The sequence below is a fragment of the Acidovorax sp. genome, from assembly GCF_046291265.1.
Classification (GTDB): domain Bacteria; phylum Pseudomonadota; class Gammaproteobacteria; order Burkholderiales; family Burkholderiaceae_C; genus Acidovorax.
This window is the reverse complement of sequence record NZ_JBKBTV010000016.1, coordinates 17,920-42,104: the sequence shown is the minus strand read 5'-3', so window position 1 is coordinate 42,104 and position 24,185 is coordinate 17,920. Positions and strand designations below refer to the sequence as shown.

Genomic DNA, 24,185 nt, shown 5'->3' with positions numbered 1-24,185 from the left:
CAAAAGGCCCCGTTTTTTGTGCTGTGGGCTGTGCCGTTCAGCTGTGCCGCGCTGCAGCGCTGGCAACGGCCAGCGCCGTCATGTTCAGCACGCGGCGCACGGTGGCCGCGGGCGTCAGGATGTACGCCGTGGCCGCCACACCCATCAGGATGGGGCCCACGGTGACGCCGCCGCTGGTGGTGGTCTTGAGCACGTTGTAGAGGATGTTCGCCGCGTCCAGGTTCGGGCAGATCAGCAGGTTGGCCGAGTCGGTCAGCGTCGAATCCGCCATGTAGGCGTTGCGGATGTGGGGCTCCAGCGCCGCGTCACCGTGCAGTTCGCCGTCGCACTCGATGTCCGGGTGGGCGGCCACAAACAGGTCGCGCGCCAGGCGCATCTTCTTGGCCGATGCGCGCTTGGACGAGCCGTAGCTCGAATGCGACAGGAACGCCACCTTCGGGGGAATGCCAAAGCGCTGCACTTCTTGCACCGACATCCAGGCAATGTCCGCCAGTTGCTGCGCGGTGGGGTCTTCGTTCACATAGGTGTCGGCGATGAACAGCGTGCCGCGGCTGGTCATCAGCGCGTTCAGCGCGGCGTAGTCGTTCACGCCCGCCTGGCGGCCCAGAATGCTGTGGATGCGTTCGAGGTGGGTTTCATACGTGCCCACCAGGCCGCAGATCATGGCGTCGGCGTCGCCCAGCGTCACCATCAGCGAGGCGATGATGGTGTTGGACCGGCGTACAGCGGCTTTGGCCACTTCAATCGACCCACCATTGCGCTTGGTGAGCTGGTGGTAGTGCTCCCAATACTGGCGAAAGCGGGGGTCGTCCTCGGGGTTGCACACCTCCACGTCCTTGCCCAGCTGCATGCGCAGGCCCGCTTTTTCGATGCGGGCAGCAATCACGGCGGGGCGGCCGATGAGGATGGGCACGGCGATCTTGTCGTCAATCGCCATCTGCGCGGCCCGCAGCGCGCGTTCGTCTTCGCCGTCGGCATAGGCCACGCGCTTTTGCGACTCTGGCAGCGCCTTGGCCGCCATGATCACGGGGCGCATCAGCATGCCGGTCTGGTAGACAAAACGCGACAGCGTCTCTTTGTACGCCTCCATGTCTTCGATGGGGCGTGTGGCCACACCCGACTCGGCCGCGGCCTTGGCCACGGCGGGCGCAATCTTGAGGATCAGGCGCGAGTCAAACGGTGTGGGGATGAGGTAGTCGGGGCCAAAGGTCAGCTCTTTGCCCGCGTAGGCGTTGGCCACTTCTTCGCTGATGTCGGCCTTGGCCAGGTCGGCAATCTGGCGCACGCAGGCCAGCTTCATCGCCTCGGTGATCTTGGTGGCGCCGCAGTCCAGCGCGCCGCGGAAGATGTACGGGAAACACAGGACGTTGTTGACCTGGTTGGGGTAGTCCGAGCGGCCCGTGGCAATGATGCAATCGGGCCGGATGGCCTTGGCCAGCTCGGGGCGGATCTCAGGCTCGGGGTTGGCCAGCGCCAGGATGATGGGCTTGGGGCCCATGGTCTTTACCATTTCGGCCGTCAGCACACCGGGTGCCGAGCAGCCCAAAAACACGTCCGCGCCATTGACCACATCGGCCAGCGTGCGCGCGTCGGTCTTTTGCACGTAGCGTTGTTTGGATACATCCAGGGTGCCTGCACGGCCTTCGTAGATGACGCCCTTGGAGTCGACGACGTAGATGTTCTCGCGCTTCACGCCGAGGCCCACCATCACGTCCAGACAGGCGATGGCAGCAGCACCCGCGCCCGATACCGCCAGCTTGACTGCGCCAATGTCCTTGCCCACCAGCTCCAGGCCGTTGAGCAGCGCCGCGCTGGAGATGATGGCCGTGCCGTGCTGGTCGTCATGGAACACCGGAATGTTCATGCGCGCGCTGAGTTGCTGCTCGATGTAAAAACACTCGGGCGCTTTGATGTCTTCAAGGTTGACGCCGCCCAGCGTGGGCTCCATCGCCGCAATGATCTCGATGAGCTTGTCGGGGTCGCGCTCGGCCAGTTCGATGTCGAACACATCGACGCCCGCAAACTTCTTGAACAGGCAGCCCTTGCCTTCCATCACCGGCTTGGCGGCCAGCGGGCCGATGTCGCCCAGGCCCAGAACGGCCGTGCCGTTGGTGATGACGCCCACCAGGTTGCCGCGCGAGGTGTAGTCAAACGCCTTGGACGGGTCGGCCTCGATGTCCAGGCAAGGATACGCCACGCCGGGCGAATACGCGAGCGACAGGTCGCGCTGGTTGGACAAGGGTTTGGTGGGCATCACCGAAATCTTGCCCCGGCTGGGGTTGCGGTGGTACTCGCGCGCAGCTTCGCGCAGGGCCTGTTCGGCGGCGGAAAGGGTCTGGGTCATACGGAAATCCTGGAGGTCGTCGGCGGAATGCAAAAACAAGGGTACCCGATGGCGTGGGTGGCTGGCATGCACGTTTATGCGTATGCGGCATGGAGCTAAAACCCCTCGGGAGCAGAAGCTGCCCAAGAGGGGGATCGTGCGGGTTTTCTGGCAGCGGGCAGGCGGGACGCTGGTGGGCGGCAGGCTGGCGTGCGGCGGGACAGCGGCGGAGGTGTCGCGGCTGGCGCCATGGAAGAAAACGTTCTGGGCCTCGGGGATCTGTCGAGGGGCGCAAGGATACTGGATTTGTTCTGCTTCGGGCTGAGCGTGGCTAAGTTTGGACGCTAGCCCCGAACGGCTTGGGGCTGCCTCCCCACCAGCTTCTGCACGCTCACCTCGACCGGGTGGAGGCGCCCTAGCTTCGACACGCTCTGCTTGAACGGTTGTGGAGATATCCACGACTATCAAAAATATAGCTACAAATGCTTATCAAATAAGCGCTAGAGCCCAAAAACACCAAAAATTTTCCTCACACAGGCCCCAACGCCATCCGCCCCGACGCAGTCGCCTGGTTCGCATGCCGCGTCTCCACCCGATTGCGCCCTGCCCGCTTGGCGTCGTAACACGCCATGTCGGCCGCGTACAGCACCGAAGGCACATCCTGCAAGCTCGCATCCAGCACCACCAGCCCAATACTCACCCCCAGCGTAAAACTGCGCCCCTGATACGACGGCTCCCACGCCTGCACCGATGCGCGCAGCTGTTCGGCCACCGCCTGGCCACGCGCCAGTGCGCAGCCTGGCAACACCACCGCAAACTCATCGCCCCCCAAACGCGCGGCCCAGCCGATCTGGCGCACCTGCGATTCGAGCAAACGGGCCACGTGGCGCAGCACGTCGTCGCCCGCGTCGTGGCCAGCGATGTCGTTGACCACCGTGAAGTGGTCGAGGTCCATGAACAACACCACGCCATGGCCGTGCAACTCTTGCCCCTGGGCGTCCAGCACGCGCGGGCGGGCTGAGCGTTCGGCCAGCAACAGGCCCAGGCGTTCATCAAACGCGGCGCGGTTGTACAGCTGGGTGAGCGCGTCGTGGGTTTGCTCCCACGCCAATTGCACCTGCGCTTCGCGCGCAGCGGTGATGTCTTCCAATATCCAGACCGTGCCGCCGTCCATCTCGCCGGGCCGCACGCCGCGGCCTTGCACGCGGGCCCACACGGGAGTGCCGTCCTTGCGTATAAAACATACATCGCCGTCGAAGGTGCCGTGCGCAGAAAACTCGGCCTGTACACGTTCCCCCAGGCGGGCGTAGTCGGCTTCGGTGGCGTGCAGGGTGCTCGCGGGGCGGCCTTGCAATTCGCCTGCGGCGTAGCCCAGCATCACACTGGCCTGGCGCCCCACCACGTCCAGCATGCCGTGGCGCGATATGACGATGCCCACCGACGCATTGTCCAGAATGGCCTGAAACTGCCCGCCCAGCGTGGACTGGTTCAACTGCTGTTGTCGACCCTGGCGCACCAGCCCTTCAAACACCCGCACCAGTTCGCCGACCTCGCCGCCTGCGCGTGGCCACACCAGATCTTGCGGCGGGTCTGAAGAGCGCGCGTCCGGCCTCAGCATGCGGCGCGCGCTGTGGGTCAGCTGGGCCAGCGGCTGCGCCATAAAAGCCATGATGGCGGCCACCAGCAACATGCACAGCAGCATGCTGGCCGCAGCCAGCCACCAGGCCTCGCGCTGCGCGCCCTGCAGGGGCTCCAGCAACGCTTGCGAATGGCTGACCCGCGCCACAATCCACTGCGGCAGCGGCATGCCGGCCATGCTGACGATGTGGTCGGGCTGGACATGGGTGGCGCCCCGGCCCACCACGGGCTGCGCCTGGCTTTGCCACTGGGCATAGACGGGGGCCAGGCCCGGCTCATCGCGCACCTGGCCCAGGATGCGGGTGGGGTCGGAGTGGGACAGGATGGTGCCGTCCCGCGTGAAGACGATGAGCCGCGAATCCTCGCGCGCAGGCAGGGTCATGGAGGGCGGGAGCAGGCCTTGCGACTGCAGCCGCAATACGCCGGCCACCACGCCCAGCACCGTGCCGTCTTCGCGGTGCAGCGGCATGGTGAACATCACACGCGCCCCGCTGGTGCGCGCGGCAATCAGCTCGGACACCAGCGGCTTGCCGTCTACCAGGGTGCGGCGCAGGGCATCGCGCTCGGCCGGGTCGAGGTCGGCGGCTTTTTCGAGCCGCCCGGCACGCAGGTTGATGCGCAGTTCGCCGTTGTCGCGGGCCACCTGCATGGCGTCAAAAAACTGCACGGCAGGCAGGCCCTGCTGAAGGATCCATTCCAGCGTGGAGGGGGATTCGAGCATGGCCGGTGTGATGCCTGCGGCCACGGTGCGCAGCACTTTCTGGCTCTGCTCGATCTTGCTGGCCAGCAGGCGGGCCACCACCTCGACCTCGTCGGTCTGCTGGGCGACCACGCGGCGCACGGCCTCTTGCCCCGATGCGCGGGTGACCAGCCAGGCGGACAACGCACCCGACAACGCCACGGCCAGCACCGCCACCAGCATCAGCCGCAGCACCAGGGTCCCGGGCACCCACCAGCCCGGCGCGTCGTGTGGCGGCGCGGGGGGGGTCGCGGGTGTCATGGGCACTCCGGGTGGCAGGCGCCGTGCGGGCGCAGAGGGTGGGCGTGGGTCATGGGACAGGTCAAACCGGGCATGTCCCAACAAATATACGCAGCCCCCACGGTCAAGGGCTTGGGTGGAACCCTCACTTCACCCCAAGGAGAAACCCTGAGCCAGAACGCGGACAAAGGACCAATCCGCAACACCTAGCTTGCGCTGCACGCCCGCTTCTGAAACCGGCGCGGACGAGACGAGTGCACCCGTGGAACTTGCTTTGCCAGGCCACCGGGTGCGTCCCCCTCCCGCGCAGCGAGAGAGGGGTGAAGGCGCGAAGCGCCTCAGGGGGTGTTGTCTAGCAACTGGCCATGGACTGCAACGCCCGAGGTTGGGGCAGGTTCAGCACATTGCCGGTGCCATGGATCAGGCCCAGCTCCCGCAAATGGCGCAGCACCCGCGAGAAGGTTTCAGGGGCGATGCCCAGTTGCGCCGCAATCAGGCGTTTGCGCTGGTGCAGCGTGACCTGCATGGCCCCGCTGGGGTCCGCCTCGGCGTGGTTCAGCAACCACTGTGCGCAGCGCGATTCAGCGTCCTGCGCCAGGCGGCTGACCGCCAGTTCAGACTGCTCGCGATAGCCCTTGGCCATGTCCAGGAGCAGGCCCCGTGCGCTGGCGGGCAGGGCATCCAGGCTGTGGCGGAATGCCGCGATGGGCACGCGGCGCACCTGCAGGCGAGTGTCTGCCACCATGTCCACCGGGAACGGCAGGCCCATCAACGCGGACGCCGCATCGAGCCAGAACGGCCCCTCTACCGCGCCCAGTTGATGGCGCATCACGCCATCGTCCAGCACCCCGCGCAGCACACGTCCGGTGTCCAGGTGCAAGACCGACGTCAGCACCTCGTTGCGCCGACGCAGCACCTCACCGGCGGCGATGACCTCGGTGTCGGGAGGCAAAGAGAAAAAGGGGGCGTGCTGCATGCCATGGAATGTGCCGTGCCTGTGCCCCGTGGGCATTGAGCAAGATCAAACGAGCGGCACGCCCCGGGCCACGCACAACACACCGCGCGCCGCATCCCGGCGCCCATTGCCCCACTGCGTAAGCAACTGTGTCAGCGGGGCATGGAACTTGCAAAGTTCCCCCGTGAGCCCCCGCCATGCACCACGGTGCACCACTGGCTGGCGCCACACCTCGCCCACGCCGGACGCCCGGCGTTTCACCCCCAGGAGTACCAATGAAAAAAAACCTGATTGCCCTGTCACTCTCGTCCCTGTCCCTCGGTGGCGCACTGCTGTGCACCACCAGTGCCCACGCCCAAAGCTCGGTCCAGCTGATGGGCCTGACCGATGTGTTTGTCGGGTCCATGAAAAATGCCGGTGACGCCGGTCGCGCATCGGTCGTCAACAGCGGCGGAATGACCACCTCGTGGTTTGGGTTCAAGGGCACCGAAGACCTGGGCGGCGGGCTCAAGGCCAACTTCGCGCTCACCTCGTTCATCAAGGTAGACAGCGGTGTGCAGGGCCGGTTTGCCAACGACACCTTCTTCTCGCGCGATGCCAATGTGGGCTTGTCGGGGGGCTTTGGCACCGTCACGCTGGGCCGTGGCCTGGCGCCCAATTTTCTGCCGTCGATTCTGTCGAACCCGATGGGCGATTCGTTCACTTTTGCGCCGCTGATCCTGCACATGAACGTGCCGCTGTTCAACGGCACAGGCTGGGGTTCCACCACGCCGTCTGACACGGGCTGGTCGAACCAGATCACGTACAGCACGCCCAGCATGGGCGGCCTGACCGCCAACCTGCACTACCAGTTTGGCGAGATTGCCGGCGACAGTGGCAAGAAGAACATCGGCATCAACGCGCTGTACTTCAACGGCCCCATCACCGTCACCGCGTTTTACGAACGCGACCAGATCAGCAACCCCGCCGTGCCCAACACCTACCTGGGCACCACCAAGACCGACTGGATGCTGGGCGGCGCGTACGACTTTGCCGTGGTGAAGGCGTTTGCCAGCTACGGCCAGGCCAAGGCCGACAACACCACCAACAAGGCCAAGACGCTGCAGCTGGGTGCGTCGGTGCCGGTGGGTGCCACGGGCAAGGTGCTGGCGTCGTGGGCCAATACCGAGATGAGCGCGACCGACATCTCGCGCAAGACCTTTACCGTGGGGTATGACTACTTCCTGTCCAAGCGCACCGACGTGTACGTGATGGCCATGGCCGACCGCATCACCAACCAGACCAAGGGCAGCAGCTTTGGCGTGGGCGTGCGCCACAGGTTCTGAGGCTGCACACAGCAGCGCACTTCACCAAAATTTGAATGAAATTGGCCTCTAGCGCTTGATGGTAAAGCGCTAGCAGCTACAAAATCAGTAGCGCGCGAAAGTCATTCACATTGGTGTGCGTGGGGCCGGTGACGAGCAGGTCATCCAGCCCCGCAAAAAACCCCCAGGCGTCGTTGCGCGCCAGGTGGTCGTCAATGCGCAGACCGGCAGCGCCGGCCCGCGCCAGCGTGTCGGGGCACACAAAGGCCCCGGCATTCTCTTCACTGCCGTCAATGCCGTCGGTGTCGGCCGCCAGCGCCCACACCGCGGCCTCGTCCTGCAGCGCGTTGGCCAGCCCCAGGCAAAACTCTCCGGCCCGGCCCCCACGCCCCCGCGCCACACCCGCCGCACGGGGTCGCACGGTGACCGTGGTTTCGCCACCCGACAACACCACACAGGGCGCCACAAACGGCTGTCCACGCCGCGCCACAGCACGCGCCAGTGCCGCGTGCACCTTGCCCACCTCGCGCGATTCGCCTTCGATCTCATCCGACAACACATGCGCGGCCAGCCCGGCAGCGCGGGCCACCTCCGCCGCCGCCTGCAGGGCCTGCCACGGTGTGGCGATAAGGTGCACGGCGTGGCCTTCAAAACAGGCGTCACCGGGCTTGGGGGTTTCCAGCGTGCCCGCTTCCAGCGCGGCGCGGATGGCGGGCGGCACATCAATGCCATAGCGCGCCAGAATCTCCAGCGCGTCGGCGCAGGTGGTCGCGTCAGGCACCGTGGGGCCGCTGGCGATCACCGAAGGGTCGTCCCCCGGCACATCGCTGATGGTGAGCGTCACCACCCGCGCGGGTGCACAGGCCGCCGCCAGCCGCCCACCCTTGATGCGCGACAGGTGCTTGCGCACGCAGTTCATCTCGCCAATGTGCGCGCCACTGTCCAGCAAATCGCGGTTGATGCGCTGCTTGTCTTGCAACGTGAGGCCGTCACACGGCAGCGTGAGCAGGGACGAGCCTCCGCCGGAGATCAGGCACAGCACCAGGTCGTCTTCGGTCAGCCCTTGGGTCAGCGCCAGAATGCGCTCGGCCGCGGCCAGGCCCGCCGCATCGGGCACCGGGTGCGCTGCCTCGACCACTTCAATGCGTTCAGGCAGGTGGGCGGGACGCGGCGGAACGTGCCCATAGCGCGTGACGACCAACCCCGACAAGGGCGCATCCAGCGGCCACAGCGCCTCCAGCGCCTGCGCCATCGCGCCGCCCGCTTTGCCAGCGCCCAGCACCAGGGTGCGGCCCTTGGGTGGCGCGGGCAGCCATTCGCGCATGCCGTGCAGGGGCTGGGCGCTGCGCACGGCGGTTTCAAACAAGGCCCGCAAGAAGGCGTGCGGCTCCGACCGAAAATCCGGCAGGGCCGTCGCGGCTGCGGCAGAGGTGGACTGGGGGGGGGCGGCCGACGCTGCGGCCTGGGCAGGCTGGGGGTTGTGCATGGCGCACATTGTGCAATGGCCCTGCAGCCTGACCTGCTATGCGTGACAGGTTGTAACCGCCATGTCACAGACGCTGGGTATCTTCAGGCTCTTGCTCAGGGACCCAACCAACGCCATGCACAACATCCAAGGCAGTCGACTGGAGGCCATGCTGGCACTGCTGTCGCCCGCAGTACGCCATGGCACGGGCCCACTGGCGCGGCTGATGCGCGAGGGCGCGCTGTACTGCGTTTTTCAGCCCCTGGCCGACCTGCGCGAGGGCAGCATCTATGCACACGAGGCCCTCATCCGCGGCCCGCAGGACACCCCGTTTCATACCCCCGATGTGCTGTTGGACTTGGCCCGGCGCGAACGCATCCTGCAGGACTTTGAGCTGCTGTGTGTGTTCACCGCCCTGCAGCAATGGGGCCAGCACGAGGCGCCTGGGCGTCTGTTCGTCAACATCAGCGCCGATGCCCTGGTGCACGGGGTGGCGCTGCTGGGCACCCAGGCGCTGGGCGAAACCGTGCGCAGCTTTGGGGTGAGTGCGCGCATGCTGGTGCTGGAGATTACCGAGCACGAACGTGTCACCGACATGCCCCAGTTGCGCCAAGCCATCAAGGCCGTGCATGCCTGCGGTGCGCGCCTGGCGCTCGACGACTTTGGCGACGGGCGATCGAGCCTGCGGCTGTGGTCCGAGGTGAAGCCCGACTTCGTGAAGATCGACAAATACTTTATCCATGACATCAGCGACCACCCCGAAAACCTGCAGATGCTGCAGGCCATCAAAGGCATTGCCGATGTGTTTGGCACCACGCTGATTGCCGAGGGCATCGAGACCCGCGACGACCTGCGCGCGCTGCGCGACCTGGACATTCCCTTTGGCCAGGGCTGGCTGCTGGGCCGCCCGGCCAAAGCGCCACGCGATGTGGTGGACGCCCCCGCGCTGGAGGTGATGCAGGACCGCCGCGTCGCCGTGCTGCCGCACCTGGGGCAAACAGCGCGCCCGGGCATCTTGCGCAGCCTGCTGGTGGTGCAGGCGCCCACCGTGGCACCCGCCACCTGCAACGACGCGGTGGCCGCCGTGTTTCAGCGGCATACCGATCTGCATGCCATGGCCGTGGTGGATGGCACCCGCCCCGTGGCGCTCATCAACCGCCAGCAGTTCATGAACCACTACGCCACGCTGTACTTTCGCGAGGTGCATGGCCGCAAACCCTGCCTGGGCTTTGCCAACCCCGCGCCGCGCGTGGTGGAGCTGGACTGTGATGTAGACCAGCTCGTGGGCATCCTCACATCACAAGACCAGCGCTACCTGAATGACGGCTACATCGTCACCGACAACGGCCGCTACCTGGGCCTGGGCACGGGCGACCAACTGGTGCGTGCCGTCACCGAGACCCGCATCGAGGCCGCGCGCCACGCCAACCCGCTGACGTTTTTGCCCGGCAACATCCCCATCAGCATGCACATGCAGCGCCTGCTGGAGAGCGGCACCGAGTTTGTGGCCTGCTACGCCGACCTGAACAACTTCAAGCCCTTCAACGACCACTACGGCTACTGGCGCGGCGACCAGATGATTCGCCTCGTCGCACGCCTGGCCACCACGCACTGCGACGCGCGGCGCGACTTTGTGGGCCATGTGGGCGGAGACGATTTCATGCTGATTTTTCAGAGCAGCAACTGGCTGCAGCGCTGCAAGAACATCGTGGACGAGTTCGCGCGCGAGGCCGTCACACTGTTTGACGAGCCCGCGCGGCTGGCCGGTGGCATACAGGCCGAAGACCGGCACGGCATCCAGCGGTTTTTCCCGTGCACCACGCTGGCCATCGGCGCCGTGCGCATTACGCCGGGGCGTTTTCGGCATGCCGAAGAAGTGGCCAACCTGGCCGCTGTGGCCAAACACGAAGCCAAGCAGGCCGCCACCGGTGTGGTGCTGCATGGTGGGTTTACCGAATCCGCGCTGGGTGCACTGGCGGCGACGCGGGCGCTGCAGGATGTGCTGGCGGCGTAGGGAGCGGAGGGTGCAGCGGGGGTGATGGGCTTGTGGAGCGACCACACAGCAAGGAGAGCACGCATGGCTCGGAGGCCCGTGCCAGCAGCGTGGCTTCAGTCGGCTATTGCGGTTGGACGATTCACGAGGCATGCCAGCTCGCTTCGGACCCAGACGCGCCTATGAGCGGCGCTCTCCATCCGTTCATGGGTTTTTTGCACGGCTCAAATCAGAGCCTCGATAACCCTGCCTTGCGACTTCGCAGGCTATAGTTTGCGCGGCTGAGGCGTGCCGGGTTTCGCGGAGTTTTATACCTGCATACTTTCACACCACACCGGCTGCAAGCCGATTTCAGGAGGCATCCGTGTCCAGAATATCCCTCGCAGTCCAGCTTATTTCACAAGGTTTTCGGGGTACATCACGTTATGCAGCTTAGTGCCCATATCCAAGATTGGTTGCAATGGGTGCTCGTCACAAGCATTCCGCTGCGTCACCTTGACGAAGTTGGCAACCCAATAGGAATTGCTTCGGGATGTTTGGTTCTCTCCGCTGGCCGGAAGTTCATACTCTCAGCCCGTCATGCAGTAAAGCCTGAATCCAACGGCTGGGCAATTGAACTCGGCTACGACAGCGAAAAGGGCACTGAGATGTACTGGCCAAAGAGCTTCTCGTACATGGCGGAAATGAAGAAGGGGTCGGGCATCATCGATGACGTCGACTTTTGCTTCGCAGAGGTCGCAGCAGATCTCGAGTCGACGTATGCCCACAGAACGCCCCACTCAGTATCAGACGTTCGTCCTCGGCACATATTCGGGATCGAAAATTTTGTCGAGCCAAGTCTGACTGCAATATATGCCTTTGCAGGCGAGATCAAACCAGAGATGCACGGCCCAAATTCATTTGCCACTGAAATGAACGTATATCCAAACTTGCGTTTCCTTCGTAGTGAAGGCTTATTTCATGTATTCAAATTGCCTGTTGACCATCCAGGGCATAAGTCATTTCGAGGGTGCAGCGGGGCGCCTATTGTGGATACAGAACGCCGCGTGGTCGCCCTTGTGAGTGACGGTGACGAAACGGATGGCACCATCAGAGGCGTAGCCATTTCACGAGCAGTCACGGCCTTGAGCTGGTATCGCAATGTCCGCGGCGCTGCATAACCTTGCAGTCGAGCGGACCTGCACGAAAGGCCGCGCAGGCTGCTGACTTTCACGTTAGGCGTCACAAACTCATGCACTACTGGAATCGTGACAACTTCGAAGGCCTAGATGCCATCTCGGAAGAAGCGGTGACAGCATCAATTCCACATAGCTTCGCGCTGTATTGCAAGCTGCGTTCATCTGGCCTACGAGGGAAAGCATTGGATGCGCTGCGCGGATTTCTGGCGGAAACACAATCAGCCTCACTAGAGGAGCGAAAGCGAATCTCGTGGTGGTTGCTTGAGACCCAATTTCGTTCTCCGCATGTTCATCAACTGCTGCCGCATCCGGTTCTAAAAAATCTTATTGAACCAACTGTGGAAGAGTGGCTGGCCAACTGTCCAGGTGACGCAGCAGCACATAGGTGGCATGGCTATGTTTTTCGCAGCAGGGACTCACTCAGAATCGCACTGCAGATTGATCCTGAGGATTGGCTCGCCCGCATCCTGCTGGCGACCAAACTGCTTGCTTCAGCAGAGTTCTCAACACATCATTTGGTCGAAAGCCAATTTCTGGGTGATGAGGCAGAAACGGCACTTGAGCTTGAGGAAGTAGCAGATCACATTGCCCAACTTCCTGATAGCTCACATCGCCGCGAGCTTCAGACCCGATTTATTGATCAGCACGAACTCTTGGGCGACTGGTTCAAGTACAAAGCAAATCCACTCGGAACGTTTACTGAGTGGTGCGCCGAAAGAAAAAAGACACATGTTTGGTCGTCAATCGTTTACTACTGAAGGGACAGTGACGCCTACACCTCCATCGAGAGGGACATCCAAGGACTTTCGCCCTCGGCCGCCCCTCATGTCAAACACTTGACGTCGCAAACGCATTCAGCGAGCGTACGCAAGCAGCTCATCCCAATCCAAATTCGCACCGTTACGCCATGAATGAAGCCGAAGTAGCCGCTGGCCTTGCAAGCACACCGATGTACCGATACGCGCAACAGGTAGGCGATCAGCTCTTCGTCGCAGGCCAAGTGCCTCTGAACTCTTGCGGAGAACTGGTGGGACCCGATGACGCGGGTGCGCAAGCGACACAGTGCCTACGAAATCTGGACCTACTCCTGTCGGTGCACAGCTTCTCGATCACGGACATCCGGCAACTCGTGGTTTACGTCGTCGGAGATCGGACCCAACTCGAAAGCGCTTGGGCCGCCGTCACGGCCTGGTTCTCTGAGGATGTCCCGCCAGCGACCCTGCTGGGTGTTGCCTGCCTTGGCTACGAAGGTCAACTCGTTGAAATCGATGCACGGGTCATCAAGACCTAACCTCCCCACGCTCTAAGCGTCGCAAACCTACTTCCACGGACTTGCCATCGGCACGCCGCTGAATTCAAACGTTAGAGAACATTGATGAATCCGACGCAATCGCTAGATGAAGTGCTCAGCATGTTGACACATGCTTCTGATCTTCTTAACTCAGCAGACAGAGCATGGCCTGACGCCTTCGAACGCGAGTTCGCTGGACTTGATGCTCCCGAGCGTTTGCCATTGGAGGAGCAGCTACATCTGGTGAGCCATGAAACAGGCCTCGCGTTCGCAATTCAAGACATCCGTCTTCTGATTGCAAAGCTTCGGGTTAGAGCTCGCTATAAGGTGTTTAGCCATAAGCAATTCGACTACATCGTCTCTCGTGGCTGGACCACCGGCCTCGTTACCGAGATTCACGTCCAACACCCAACAAGATCACTTGCTGAGATTTCAGGTCTTGTAAAGGGCGCTTGTTATGAGTGGGGGGAAGTTGCGCATGTATCTAGCCCTCCCATCGAGGCGGACGTCTCGCATCTGAAGCGTTGAGCATCAGCTTTCAATAGCCCCCAATGACTGCTGCCAGCCCAGTCCTGCCAGCGCACCAACGCCCCCAGCAACCCTCAAGGCCCCGTAGCCGCCCCGGCCTCAAACCAGCGCCCAATCAGCGCTCGCTCCGCATCGGTGATCTGCGTGGAGTTGTTCATGGGCATGAGCTTTTGCACCACCACCTGCTGGTAGATGGCCTGGGCGTGTTGCTTGACGCTGTCGGGCGAATCGAGCCGCAGGTTCTTCATCTGCACCGCCTCGCCGTGGCACAGGTAGCAGCGCTGCTCCAGCACGGCTTGCACCGATTTATAGTCATTTTGGCCGCTAGCGCTTATTCCACCTGCGCTAGTAGCTCCTGAAACAGGAGCGCCACCTACCGTGGTCATGGGAGTTGGGCGCATCCACACGATCACGCCAACGATGACGGCCACACCCACCAGCGCATACGGCAGCGGGTTGCCGTTGCGGCCCAGCTTGTAGCCGTGGCGCATGACGAAGAACTGGCGAATGGCGGCGCCCGCAAACATCATCAGGATGAGCACCAGCCAGTTCTGCGGGTGGCTCCAGGTAAAGCTGTAGTGGTTGCTCAGCATCGCAAACAGCACCGGCAGCGTGAAGTAGGTGTTGTGCACGCTGCGCTGCTTGCCGCGTTTGCCGTGGATGGGGTCTACGGGCTCGCCCGCTTTGATCTGCGCGATCACGGTGCGCTGGCCGGGGATGATCCAGAAGAACACGTTGACACTCATGGCCGTGGCGATCATGGCGCCCACCAGCAAGAACGCCGCGCGGCCCGCAAACCAGTGGCAGGCCAGCCACGAGGCCACGCACACCAACACGAACACCAGCGCGCCGACGATGGCATCGCCGTTTTTCTTCTGGCCAAAGATGCGGCAGATGGCGTCGTACAGCAGCCAGAACACGACGAAGAACGCGAGCGCCACCACGATGGCGGTGGCAGGCGCCCAGTCCATCTTCGACTTGTCGATGAGGTAGGTGCTGGCGCTGTACAGGTACGACACGGTGAACAGCGCAAAGCCGCTGATCCAGGTGCTGTAGCTTTCCCAGAAGAACCAGTGCAGGTGTTTGGGCAACTGGGGCGGCGACACCGCGAACTTGACGGGGTGGTAGAAACCGCCGCCGTGTACGGCCCAGAGCTCGCCGCTGACGCCCTGTTTTTTGAGGTCTTCGTCTTCGGGCGGCGTAAGGCTGCTGTCCAGAAAGACGAAGTAGAACGACGAGCCAATCCAGGCGATGGCGGTGATGACGTGGACCCAGCGCAACAGCAGGTTGGCCCAGTCGAGAAAGTAGCTTTCCATATCTCAACCTTGGTGGCGCAGATGCGCCACAACAGCAAACCTGCTCACCACTGCGGGCGCTCTGAGCAGAAGAAGGGGGTCGCGCACCTTGGCAAAAATCTGCCGGGGCACCGCTGCGACCCTTGAACATCAAAAACAGTGAAAAGTGTATGCAGGATTTGTTCCCGACTCCAGCCCCAAACCGAGGCATGGAGGGCCGGAATTACCCTCGGGCTGTCTCCTTCAGGGTTTGCAACAACTGCGCCGCCACCGCCACGGCGATCACGTCGGGCTCTTTGCCCTCAATGCTGGGGATGCCGATGGGGCAGGTGACTTGTGCCAGTTCTTCCTGCGCAAAACCGCGCCCGTGCAGGCGGTTGCTGAAGGTGGCCCACTTGGTCTTGCTGCCAATCAGGCCGATGAAGGGCAGATCGCCGTGCTCGCGCTGGCGGCGCAGGCAGGCGGCCACTACGTCCAGGTCTTCGGCGTGGCTGAAGCTCATGATCAGCACGCGGCTGCCCGGCGCCAGGTGCGGTACGGCCTGTTGCACGGGATCAGAGTGTTCGCACACCACGCCTTCGGGCACCGGGTTGGGGAAGATGCCGTCGCGGCTGTCGATCCAGGTCAGCGCGAAGGGCAAGGGGGCCAGCACCCGCGCCAGCGCATGGCCCACGTGGCCGCCGCCGAACAGCGCCACGGGGTATTGCTGCGGCGCCAGGCGCTGGCGCAGCCCGGCGGCGGGCGCCAGATCGGCGGCGGTAAGGCGTTCAAAACCCAGGTGCACCACGCCGCCGCAGCACTGACCCAGCGCTGGCCCCAAGGCAAAACGCATCGGTGAATGGGCCTGCGCGGAGCCCGGCGCCCCGCCCAGGCGGCGACGGGCTTCGGCAATGGCCTGAAGCTCCAGGTGCCCCCCACCGATGGTGCCCACGATGTGCTCCGCAAACACGGCCATCCAGGCGCCCGCTTCACGCGGGGCCGAGCCTTCGGTAGACTCCACCCGCACGAGACAAGCCGGAGCGCCCTTCAGGGCGTCCATCAGCAAACGCAAATCAGTCAATCCAGTTCCTTCACACATGTCGCAGGCCCGCCATCCAGGGCGATGCACCAGCCACTTCAATCCATCATGCCGTCTTCAGCCCCCGAGCGCCCCCCCAGTACCCGCAGCCGCCACTGGCTGCTAGCCGGGCTCATGGCCTCTGTGGCGGCACTGGTGGCAGCCTGCAAAGCAGCCCCTGAGCCACCGCCCCCCGTGCAGGACAGCCGCACGCCCAGCGCCGACCCCTCCCCGGGCATCAAAGGCCCCGTGCCTGCCAGCGCGGGCTCGGCCCGCACATCGGCGGCCAGCACACCCCGCGCCTACCGCCAGGACGCCGCCACGCACTTGTACGGCCTGAACAAGGACCGCGTGTTCAAAGGCAAACTGCCGCCGCTGCTGTATGCCATCGGCGTGCTGGAGGTTGACATTGACCGCACGGGCAAGGTCACCCGTCTGAACTGGATGCGCGCCCCCAAACACGCGCCCGAAGTGGTGGCCGAAATCGAACGCACCGTGCGCGCCGCAGGCCCCTTCCCGGCGCCCACGCGCATGGGCAAGGTCACCTACACCGACACCTGGCTGTGGGACAAGAGTGGCCACTTCCAATTAGATACCCTCACCGAAGGCCAGCTTTAGAAAAAGATAGCAGGCAGCGCTTGATTTCATTGGGTTTCAGATGGTTTTTAATCTGAATTCCTTATTTAACAAGCGCAACCAGCTATTTATTTGAGAGCAGTCTCACGACCCCCGGTACGTCGAATAGCTCCAGGGGCTGACCAGCAACGGCACGTGGTAGTGCTGGTCGGCATGCGCAATGCCAAAGTCCAGGCTCACCTGGTTCAGAAAATTGGGTTCGGGCAACAACACGCCCCGGGCCTTGAAGTACCCCGCCACGTCAAAACGCAGCCGGTAGGTGCCGGTGCGCAGACTGGCGTTGTCGAACAGCGGCGCGTCGGTGCGGCCATCGCTGTTGAGCACCAGACGCTGCAGCAGCGTGGCGGCGTCGCCATGGGTGGAATACAAAGCGACCTCCATGCCAGCCGCGGGGCAGCCGTGCATCGTGTCCAGAACGTGGGTACTAAGGCCCATGGGGAATCTCCTCAGGTGGTGACGCGGTCCACAGACGCGACGGCGTGGGTCGAACGTGGGTCGAACTGTGTAGACCAAAAGTGTATACACTTTTCGCCATCCACCGTATCATGCCGCCATGGAATCCTCATCCACCAGCGCGATTGTTGACGCGCTGACCCGCGCCATCGTAGAGCACCGCCTGCAACCCGGCACCAAGCTGGCCGAGCAGAAACTGGCCGACCACTTTGGCGTGTCGCGCACGCTGGTGCGCCAGGCGCTGTTTCAGCTGGCACAAAACCGCCTCGTCACGCTGGAGCCTGCGCGCGGCGCGTTTGTGTCCACCCCCTCCGTTGAAGAAGCCCGCCAGGTGTTTGCCGTGCGCCGCATGCTGGAGACCGAGATGACGCGCGCGTTTGTGCAAAGCGCAACGGCGGCAAAAATCAAGGCCCTGCGCGCCCATGTGGCCAGCGAGAAGGCCGCCATGGTCACCGCCGACGCCAGCAGCCGCACCGAGCTGCTGGGCGACTTCCATGTGCGCATGGCAGAGCTGATGGGCAACGAGGTGCTGGCGCAGATGCTGGGCGACTTGATCTCGCGCTGCGCACTCATCACGCTGATGTACCAGTCTGCTAGCGCGGCCGAACACTCGCACGAGGAACACGCCGACATCGTGACCGCCCTGGCCGCGCGCGATGAAGAACGCGCCGTGGCGCTGATGCAAAGCCACCTCGAACACGTGGAAGCCAGCCTGACCTTTGACCGCAAGCGACCCGCCAGCGACCTGGCTGCCGCGCTGGCCTCCTGAACCCCACCTTTTCACCATGACGATCTACGACGCCACCGCCCCCTACCCCCGCGACCTCATCGGCTACGGCAAGAACCCGCCCCACGCGCAATGGCCGGGCGGCGCCCGAATTGCGGTGCAGTTCGTGCTGAACTACGAAGAAGGCGGCGAGAACGCTGTGCTGCACGGCGATGCGGGCAGCGAACAGTTTCTGTCCGAAATGTTCAACCCCGCCAGCTACCCCGAGCGGCACATGAGCATGGAAGGTATTTACGAATACGGCTCGCGCGCTGGCGTGTGGCGCATCCTGCGCGAGTTTGAAAAGCGCAAGCTGCCACTCACCGTTTTTGGCGTCTCCACGGCTTTGCAGCGCCACCCCGAGCTGACGGCGGCCTTTGTCGAGCTGGGCCACGAAATCGCCTGCCACGGCCTCAAGTGGATTCACTACCAGCACATCCCCGAAGACGTCGAGCGCGCGCACATGCAGGAGGCGATGGACATCCTCCAGCGCATGACGGGCACGCGGCCCCTGGGCTGGTACACCGGCCGCGACAGCCCCAACACCCGCCGCCTGGTGGCCGACTTTGGCGGCTTTGAATACGACAGCGACTACTACGGCGACGACCTGCCGTTCTGGATGAAGGTGCAAAAAACTGATGGCACCGCAGCGCCCCAACTGATCGTGCCCTACACATTGGACTGCAATGACATGCGCTTTGCGCTGCCCCAGGGCTACTCGCACGCCGACCCGTTCTTTCAGTACCTGAAAGACACGTTCGATGCGCTGTACGCCGAGGGCGACCCGAACGGCGACAACGCCCCCAAGATGATGAGCATTGGCATGCACTGCCGCCTGCTGGGCCGCCCCGGTCGCATCACGGCGCTGCAGCGGTTTCTGGACCACATTGCGCAGCACGACCGGGTGTGGGTGGCCCGGCGCATCGACATCGCGCGCCACTGGGCGCAACGCTACCCGGCGCCGGTTTTATGAACCAAAACAGCCTCCAGCGCTTATTCCATAAGCGCTAGCAGCTCACTTTTTTGAAGCATTCACCATGTCATTGACTCTGGAACAACTCAATACCGCTGGCGCCGCAGACGCCCTGCAGCTGCTGGACGGCCTGTACGAACACTCCCCCTGGATTGCCGAGCAGGCGCTGGCGCAGCGGCCATTTCGCTCGCTGGCGCACCTGAAGCACGCGCTGGCGCAGGTGGTGCGCACGGCAGAGCTGGATGCCAAGCTGGCGCTGATCCGCGCCCACCCCGAGCTGGCAGGCAAGGCCATGGTGGCGCAGAACCTGACGGCCGAGTCGACCAACGAGCAGAACAAGGCGGGCCTCACGCAGTGCAGCCCGCAAGAGTTCGAGCGCATTCAGCAGTTCAACACCGCGTACAACGAACGCTTCGGCTTCCCGTTCATCCTGGCCGTGCGCGGGCCCCGAGGCGCGGGCCTGTCCAAAAAGGAAATCATCGACACCTTTGCGCGGCGGCTGGACAACCACCCCGACTTCGAGGTGGCCGAGGCGCTGCGCAACATCCACCGCATTGCCGAGATCCGGCTGAACGACAAGTTCGGCTACGTGCCAGAGCTTGGCAACCTAACATGGGATGCTCTCGAAGAACTCGCAAAATACAGCGACCCCGGTTTTGCCGAAAAAGGCCAGCTCACCGTCACCTACCTGACCGACGCGCACCGGGCCTGCGCTGAGCGAATCGAGTTCTGGATGAAAAACTCATGCGGTTTTGATGAAGTAACTATTGACGCTGTAGGCAACGTGGTGGGCCGCTACCACCCGGCAACGCCCGGTGCGCGCTACCTCATGACCGGATCGCACTACGACACCGTGCGCAACGGCGGCAAATACGACGGCCGCCTGGGCATCTTTGTGCCCATGGCCTGCGTGCGCGAACTGCACCGCGCCAGCAAGCGCTTGCCGTTTGGCATCGAAGTCATTGCCTTCGCCGAAGAAGAAGGCCAGCGCTACAAGGCCACCTTTCTGGGCTCGGGCGCGCTCATCGGCCACTTCAACCCCGCCTGGCTGGACCAGAAGGACGCCGACGGCATCACCATGCGCGCCGCCATGGAGCATGCAGGGCTGTGCATTGACGACATTGCCAAGCTGCAGCGCGACGCCGCGCAGTACCTGGGTTTTGTCGAGGTGCACATCGAGCAGGGCCCGGTGCTCAACGAACTGGACCTGCCGCTGGGCGTGGTCACCTCCATCAACGGCGGCGTGCGGTTTATTGCCGAAATGATCGGCACCGCGAGCCACGCCGGCACCACCCCCATGGACCGCCGCCGCGACGCGGCCGTGGCGGTGGCCGAGCTGGCGCTGTACATCGAGCAGCGCGCCGCCAAGGACGGCGACTCGGTCGGCACCATCGGCTTGCTGAACGTGCCCGGCGGCTCCATCAACGTGGTGCCCGGCCGCTGCCAATTCAGCCTGGACCTGCGCGCCCCCACCGACCCGCAGCGCGATGCACTGGTCAGCGACGTGCTCGACGAGCTGGCGCGCATCGCCCAGCGGCGCGGCCTGCGCTACACGCTGGAAGAATCCATGCGCGCCGCAGCCGCCCCCAGCGCCCCCGCCTGGCAACACCACTGGGAGCGCGCGGTAGACACGCTGGGCGTGCCCGTGTTCCGCATGCCCAGCGGCGCCGGCCACGACGCGATGAAGCTGCATGAAATCTTGCCGCAGGCCATGCTTTTTGTGCGCGGCCAGAACTCCGGCATCAGCCACAACCCGCTGGAAAGCACCACCAACAACGACATCCAGCTGGCTGTAGACGCATTCACGCAGCTCCTGCACCAGCTTGCCGAGGAACAACAAGCATGACGACCACCCATTACGACACGCTGGACGCCTGGATCGACCAGCACTTTGACGAGGAAGTGCGCTTTCTGCAGGCCCTGGTGCGCGTGCCCACCGACACACCGCCTGGCAACAACGCGCCCCACGCCGAGCGCACGGCAGAGCTTTTGAGAGACTTTGGCTACGAGGCCGAAAAACACGCCGTGCCCGCCACCGATGTGGTGGCCTATGGCATGGAATCCATCACCAACCTCATCGTGCGCCGCCCGTACGGCCAGGGCGGCAAGACGATTGCCCTCAACGCCCATGGCGACGTGGTGCCACCCGGCGAAGGCTGGACCCACGACCCCTACGGCGCGGAGATCGTCGACGGCAAGATGTACGGCCGCGCCACCGCCGTCAGCAAGGGCGACTTTGCAAGCTTTACCTTTGCCGTGCGCGCGCTGGAAGCAGTGGCCAAGCCCACCCAGGGCGCGGTCGAACTGCACTTCACCTACGACGAAGAATTTGGCGGCGAACTGGGCCCCGGCTGGCTGCTGGCGAAGGGCCTGACCCAACCCGACCTGCTGATTGCCGCGGGCTTCAGCTACGAGGTCGTCACCGCCCACAACGGCTGCCTGCAGATGGAAATCACCGTGCACGGCAAGATGGCCCACGCCGCCGTGCCCCACACCGGCGTGGACGCGCTGCAGGGCGCGGTGCACATCCTGAACGCGCTGTACGCGCAAAACGATGAATACAAGAAGGTCACGTCCAAGGTCGAAGGCATCAAACACCCCTACCTGAACGTGGGCCGCATCGAGGGCGGCACCAACACCAACGTCGTGCCCGGCAAGGTCATGTTCAAGCTGGACCGCCGCATGATCCCCGAAGAAAACCCGGTGGAAGTCGAGGCCACCATCCGCCGCGTGATCGAGCAGGCCGCGGGCGAGCGGGCGGGCATCAGCGTGGACATCAAACGCCTGCTGCTGGCCAACGCCATGACGCCGCTGGCGGGCAACCAGCCGCTGGTCGACGCCATCCAGAAACATGCGCTGGCGGTGATGGGCGAGCCGGTGCCTGCGGTGGGCACGCCGCTGTACACCGATGTGCGGCTGTATGTAGAGCGTGGCATTCCCGGCGTCATTTTCGGGGCCGGGCCGCGCACGGTGCTGGAATCGCATGCCAAGCGGGCGGATGAAAGGCTGGACCTGGAAGACCTGCGCCGAGCGACGAAGGTGGTGGCGCGCGCGTTGAGTGATTTGTTGGCGGAGTAATTTTGAGTGGGGTTGGATCGCGCGCTCCCAGGCTCTCAATGCCGATGCGCCACCTGCTCCACGCTCCTCCCAGGCCCCTGGCTATACCCTCCCATCGGCCCTCCAGGCGTCGTAGAAGGAGCAGCAGGCGGCGCCCGCCGCACGCGCGGCACCACGCTCAACTGCACGGTATCCAGCACCGGCCCCGGCACTACGTTCAATGTTTTGCGTGGCAAGTCCACCAGTTGCTCGGCATGCCACACGCGCACCTGTGCAGCGCCATCGGGCACCCCCGCAAACCGCGCAATGCCGTCGGCGTCGGTCTTGAAGGTCCAGGCCGAATCCGTCACAAACACATGGCCGCGCATGGAGCCGTGCAGGTGGCACGACAACAGCACCACGCCTGCCGAGTCCAGCTTGACCTCGGTGGAATTGGCGGGCTTGCCATCGGCCTTGCCTGCCAGCCGCAGCTCAAAGCCGTTGGTGGCCGCCGCCGATGACAGGCCCGCAGCAGCACCGCGCACGTGGTGGTCCCAGCGGTCCTGGTTGGTAAAACGCACGGTGGCACCGGGCGCAACCACCGTGACGGCGGGGACGAAGCGCATCTTTTCCTGCTCGATGGTGGGGTTGGGTTGCAGCAGGCTGGGCGGTGTGCCGCCCGTGCCGCCGGGGTACACCACCACCACGGCTTCGGGCACGGGCTTGCCGTCGCGGTCCAGCACCTGAATTTGAACATTTCCGGCGCTAGCGCTTATCCACAAAGCGCTAGCAGCTACAAAAACCATAGTATTTTTCATAGGTACATTTTTTCAGCGGATGGTGATCACATCGCGGTGCATGGGCGCCAGCAAGGCCAGCAGGCGGTTTTGCTGGGCGAACGGTATGCCCTGGGCATCCATGGCGCTTTGCAGCACCTCGACCAGGGCGTTGAAATGGCCCTTGTTGATGTCCATGTCGGCATGGGCCGATTTCATGTCAGCGCCTTCATATTTGCAAGGCCCCCCGCTCAACTGGCAGATCTGGTCGGTCAGGCTCTCCTTGAGGGCGGCGGGTTTTACGTCCTTGAAATGGCCGCCGATGCGCGGGTCTTTGACCACGCGGTTCACAAAGTCGTCCATCAAGCGGGTGATGCCGGGCTTTTCGCCCAGCGCCTGGTACAGGCCTGCGGGCGCCGTGGCCGTGACGGGGCTGGTCTGCGCAAAGGCTGGCTGGGCCAGCAGATTGCTCAGCGCGAGTGAAAGGGCGATGGCAATGAGGGTTTTGGGGTGCGTCATGGAAACAATCTCCTCAGAAAGCGACTTGGGCCGACAGGTAGTAACCCGTCTGGCGGCGGTTGTTGGTGACGCCCGGCACGATGCGGCCCAGGTCCACATAGGCCAGCGTCAGCGACAGGTTCTTGCTGGGCGCCCAGGCGATGAAGATGTCCTTCCAGTCGTCCTCGCGCAGCGCTGCGCCCAGGCCCACAGCGGCACCCAGCGCCTGCAGGTTGTTGGGCTTGAAGCGATATTCAGCGCCCACCGCCAGGTTCTTGTTGATGAGATAGGCAATGGAGAACTCGGGCTGCAGGCTGCGGCTGTTTTTACCCGGTGCGGCAGAGCCAAAACCCAGCAGGCCGTTCTGGTTGGCGTTGGTGTAGCGCAGCGTGCCGTTGACCAGCAGGCTTTGCGCCAGCAGCAGCTTGGTGGCGCTCACATACACATCGGTGCCGCTGGTTTTGGTGCCCAGAAAGTCGAGTACCGACCCGATGGAGCCGGGGCGCGTCTGCTTGTGCTCCAGCCCCACGGCGATCTGCGGCATGAACGAATCAGCGTTCAGCACGGCATCGCCCGCTACCTTGACCTTGATGCCGATCACATCCATCTTGATGTGCTGGCCCGGCGTGACGCCAAAGGGCGCGATGCCGTTCAAGGCGATGGCGGGAGATGCATCGAAATCCTGGCGCGCCAGCGACAGTTCCACCCGGTCATGAAGCCCCACCGCCACGCCGTAGCCCGTGAGGCCATAGTCCTGCGTGGCCGCGCGCGTAACGTAGCCGCTGAAGCCCACCTCACCGGCCGTGGCGTTGCTGCCGATGACGGCCCAAGGCGTCAACCCGCCGCCGGCCGACCCGGCAATGGTGCTGACGCCGCCGGTCAGCAGCAGCTTGCCGGTGTCCGCCTGGGCAGAAATAGCGGCGAGCGCGAGTCCGGCCGTCACTACAAACAAATGGGATGTATTCATAGCGGTGTTCCTGTATTTTGTTAAAAAATGCTACTGCAGCGTAGTTACGCACAGGAACATCGGCTGGATTCAAA

At 63.8% G+C, this 24,185-nt stretch carries 21 protein-coding genes; 11 read left to right on the top strand and 10 right to left on the bottom strand.

The annotated features are described in order from the left end of the window. Positions 1-37: 37 nt before the first annotated feature. The 3 genes from ACK41V_RS08575 to ACK41V_RS08565 form a co-directional block, all read right to left on the bottom strand. Positions 38-2,344: an NADP-dependent malic enzyme gene (locus ACK41V_RS08575; protein ID WP_409780625.1), complete on the bottom strand. Its 2,307-nt coding sequence runs from the start codon at positions 2,342-2,344 to the stop codon at positions 38-40. Positions 2,345-2,852: 508 nt separating this feature from the next. Beyond that, positions 2,853-4,961 (bottom strand): diguanylate cyclase domain-containing protein, encoded by a 2,109-nt coding sequence (locus ACK41V_RS08570; protein WP_409780622.1) that lies wholly within the window; start codon positions 4,959-4,961, stop codon positions 2,853-2,855. A 331-nt stretch (positions 4,962-5,292) separates the two neighbouring features. Further along, positions 5,293-5,916, bottom strand: coding sequence for a Crp/Fnr family transcriptional regulator (locus ACK41V_RS08565; protein WP_409780619.1), 624 nt, complete (start codon positions 5,914-5,916; stop codon positions 5,293-5,295). Between the two features lie 254 nt (positions 5,917-6,170). Here ACK41V_RS08565 and ACK41V_RS08560 point away from each other — a divergent pair, with 254 nt between their 5' ends. Next, entirely contained in the window at positions 6,171-7,220 is a 1,050-nt protein-coding gene (locus ACK41V_RS08560; protein ID WP_409780616.1) for a porin, read from the top strand. Positions 7,221-7,296: 76 nt separating this feature from the next. Here the strand turns inward: ACK41V_RS08560 and ACK41V_RS08555 are convergent, their stop codons facing one another. After that, a complete protein-coding gene (locus ACK41V_RS08555; protein ID WP_409780613.1) occupies positions 7,297-8,685 on the bottom strand; it encodes a glycerate kinase in 1,389 nt (462 codons plus the stop codon). Between the two features lie 115 nt (positions 8,686-8,800). Here ACK41V_RS08555 and ACK41V_RS08550 point away from each other — a divergent pair, with 115 nt between their 5' ends. The 5 genes from ACK41V_RS08550 to ACK41V_RS08530 all read left to right on the top strand — a co-directional run bounded on the left by ACK41V_RS08550 (position 8,801) and on the right by ACK41V_RS08530 (position 13,654). Then, positions 8,801-10,678, top strand: coding sequence for an EAL domain-containing protein (locus tag ACK41V_RS08550; protein WP_409780610.1), 1,878 nt, complete (start codon positions 8,801-8,803; stop codon positions 10,676-10,678). Between the two features lie 404 nt (positions 10,679-11,082). Continuing rightward, positions 11,083-11,817, top strand: a complete 735-nt coding sequence (locus ACK41V_RS08545) for a hypothetical protein (protein ID WP_409780607.1) — start codon at positions 11,083-11,085, stop codon at positions 11,815-11,817. 71 nt (positions 11,818-11,888) lie between these two features. Beyond that, positions 11,889-12,593 (top strand): hypothetical protein, encoded by a 705-nt coding sequence (locus ACK41V_RS08540; protein ID WP_409780604.1) that lies wholly within the window; start codon positions 11,889-11,891, stop codon positions 12,591-12,593. A 149-nt stretch (positions 12,594-12,742) separates the two neighbouring features. Then, positions 12,743-13,126: a RidA family protein gene (locus tag ACK41V_RS08535; protein ID WP_409780601.1), complete on the top strand. Its 384-nt coding sequence runs from the start codon at positions 12,743-12,745 to the stop codon at positions 13,124-13,126. Positions 13,127-13,210: 84 nt separating this feature from the next. Beyond that, entirely contained in the window at positions 13,211-13,654 is a 444-nt protein-coding gene (locus ACK41V_RS08530; RefSeq protein WP_409780598.1) for a hypothetical protein, read from the top strand. Between the two features lie 74 nt (positions 13,655-13,728). On the opposite strand, the gene ACK41V_RS08525 is transcribed toward ACK41V_RS08530, so the two are convergent. Further along, positions 13,729-14,970: a urate hydroxylase PuuD gene (locus ACK41V_RS08525; protein WP_409780595.1), complete on the bottom strand. Its 1,242-nt coding sequence runs from the start codon at positions 14,968-14,970 to the stop codon at positions 13,729-13,731. A gap of 202 nt (positions 14,971-15,172) precedes the next feature. After that, positions 15,173-15,988, bottom strand: coding sequence for a xanthine dehydrogenase accessory protein XdhC (gene xdhC / locus ACK41V_RS08520; RefSeq protein ID WP_409780734.1), 816 nt, complete (start codon positions 15,986-15,988; stop codon positions 15,173-15,175). Positions 15,989-16,141: 153 nt separating this feature from the next. On the opposite strand from xdhC, the gene ACK41V_RS08515 reads away from it, so the two are divergent. Next, complete coding sequence (locus ACK41V_RS08515; protein ID WP_409780731.1) at positions 16,142-16,624, top strand: hypothetical protein; 483 nt, start codon at positions 16,142-16,144, stop codon at positions 16,622-16,624. Between the two features lie 102 nt (positions 16,625-16,726). Here the strand turns inward: ACK41V_RS08515 and uraH are convergent, their stop codons facing one another. Then, positions 16,727-17,077 carry a hydroxyisourate hydrolase gene (uraH, locus tag ACK41V_RS08510; protein ID WP_409780592.1) on the bottom strand — a complete coding sequence of 117 codons (351 nt, stop codon included), beginning with the start codon at positions 17,075-17,077 and terminating at the stop codon, positions 16,727-16,729. Between the two features lie 118 nt (positions 17,078-17,195). On the opposite strand from uraH, the gene ACK41V_RS08505 reads away from it, so the two are divergent. The 4 genes from ACK41V_RS08505 to ACK41V_RS08490 all read left to right on the top strand — a co-directional run bounded on the left by ACK41V_RS08505 (position 17,196) and on the right by ACK41V_RS08490 (position 21,912). After that, positions 17,196-17,864: a GntR family transcriptional regulator gene (locus tag ACK41V_RS08505; protein WP_409780589.1), complete on the top strand. Its 669-nt coding sequence runs from the start codon at positions 17,196-17,198 to the stop codon at positions 17,862-17,864. Between the two features lie 16 nt (positions 17,865-17,880). After that, positions 17,881-18,834, top strand: coding sequence for an allantoinase PuuE (puuE, locus tag ACK41V_RS08500; protein WP_409780586.1), 954 nt, complete (start codon positions 17,881-17,883; stop codon positions 18,832-18,834). Between the two features lie 64 nt (positions 18,835-18,898). After that, complete coding sequence (gene uraD / locus ACK41V_RS08495) at positions 18,899-20,680, top strand: 2-oxo-4-hydroxy-4-carboxy-5-ureidoimidazoline decarboxylase (protein ID WP_409780583.1); 1,782 nt, start codon at positions 18,899-18,901, stop codon at positions 20,678-20,680. After that, complete coding sequence (locus ACK41V_RS08490; protein ID WP_409780580.1) at positions 20,677-21,912, top strand: M20 family metallopeptidase; 1,236 nt, start codon at positions 20,677-20,679, stop codon at positions 21,910-21,912. The genes uraD and ACK41V_RS08490 overlap by 4 nt, the downstream gene beginning before the upstream one ends. A 35-nt stretch (positions 21,913-21,947) precedes the next feature. Here the strand turns inward: ACK41V_RS08490 and ACK41V_RS08485 are convergent, their stop codons facing one another. The 3 genes from ACK41V_RS08485 to ACK41V_RS08475 form a co-directional block, all read right to left on the bottom strand. Then, positions 21,948-22,613 (bottom strand): plastocyanin/azurin family copper-binding protein, encoded by a 666-nt coding sequence (locus tag ACK41V_RS08485; protein WP_409780577.1) that lies wholly within the window; start codon positions 22,611-22,613, stop codon positions 21,948-21,950. An 87-nt stretch (positions 22,614-22,700) separates the two neighbouring features. After that, entirely contained in the window at positions 22,701-23,165 is a 465-nt protein-coding gene (locus tag ACK41V_RS08480) for a group I truncated hemoglobin (RefSeq protein WP_409780574.1), read from the bottom strand. A 13-nt stretch (positions 23,166-23,178) separates the two neighbouring features. Then, on the bottom strand, positions 23,179-24,111 hold the full coding sequence (locus ACK41V_RS08475) for a DUF3034 family protein (RefSeq protein ID WP_409780571.1): 933 nt from the start codon (positions 24,109-24,111) through the stop codon (positions 23,179-23,181). Positions 24,112-24,185: the final 74 nt, after the last annotated feature.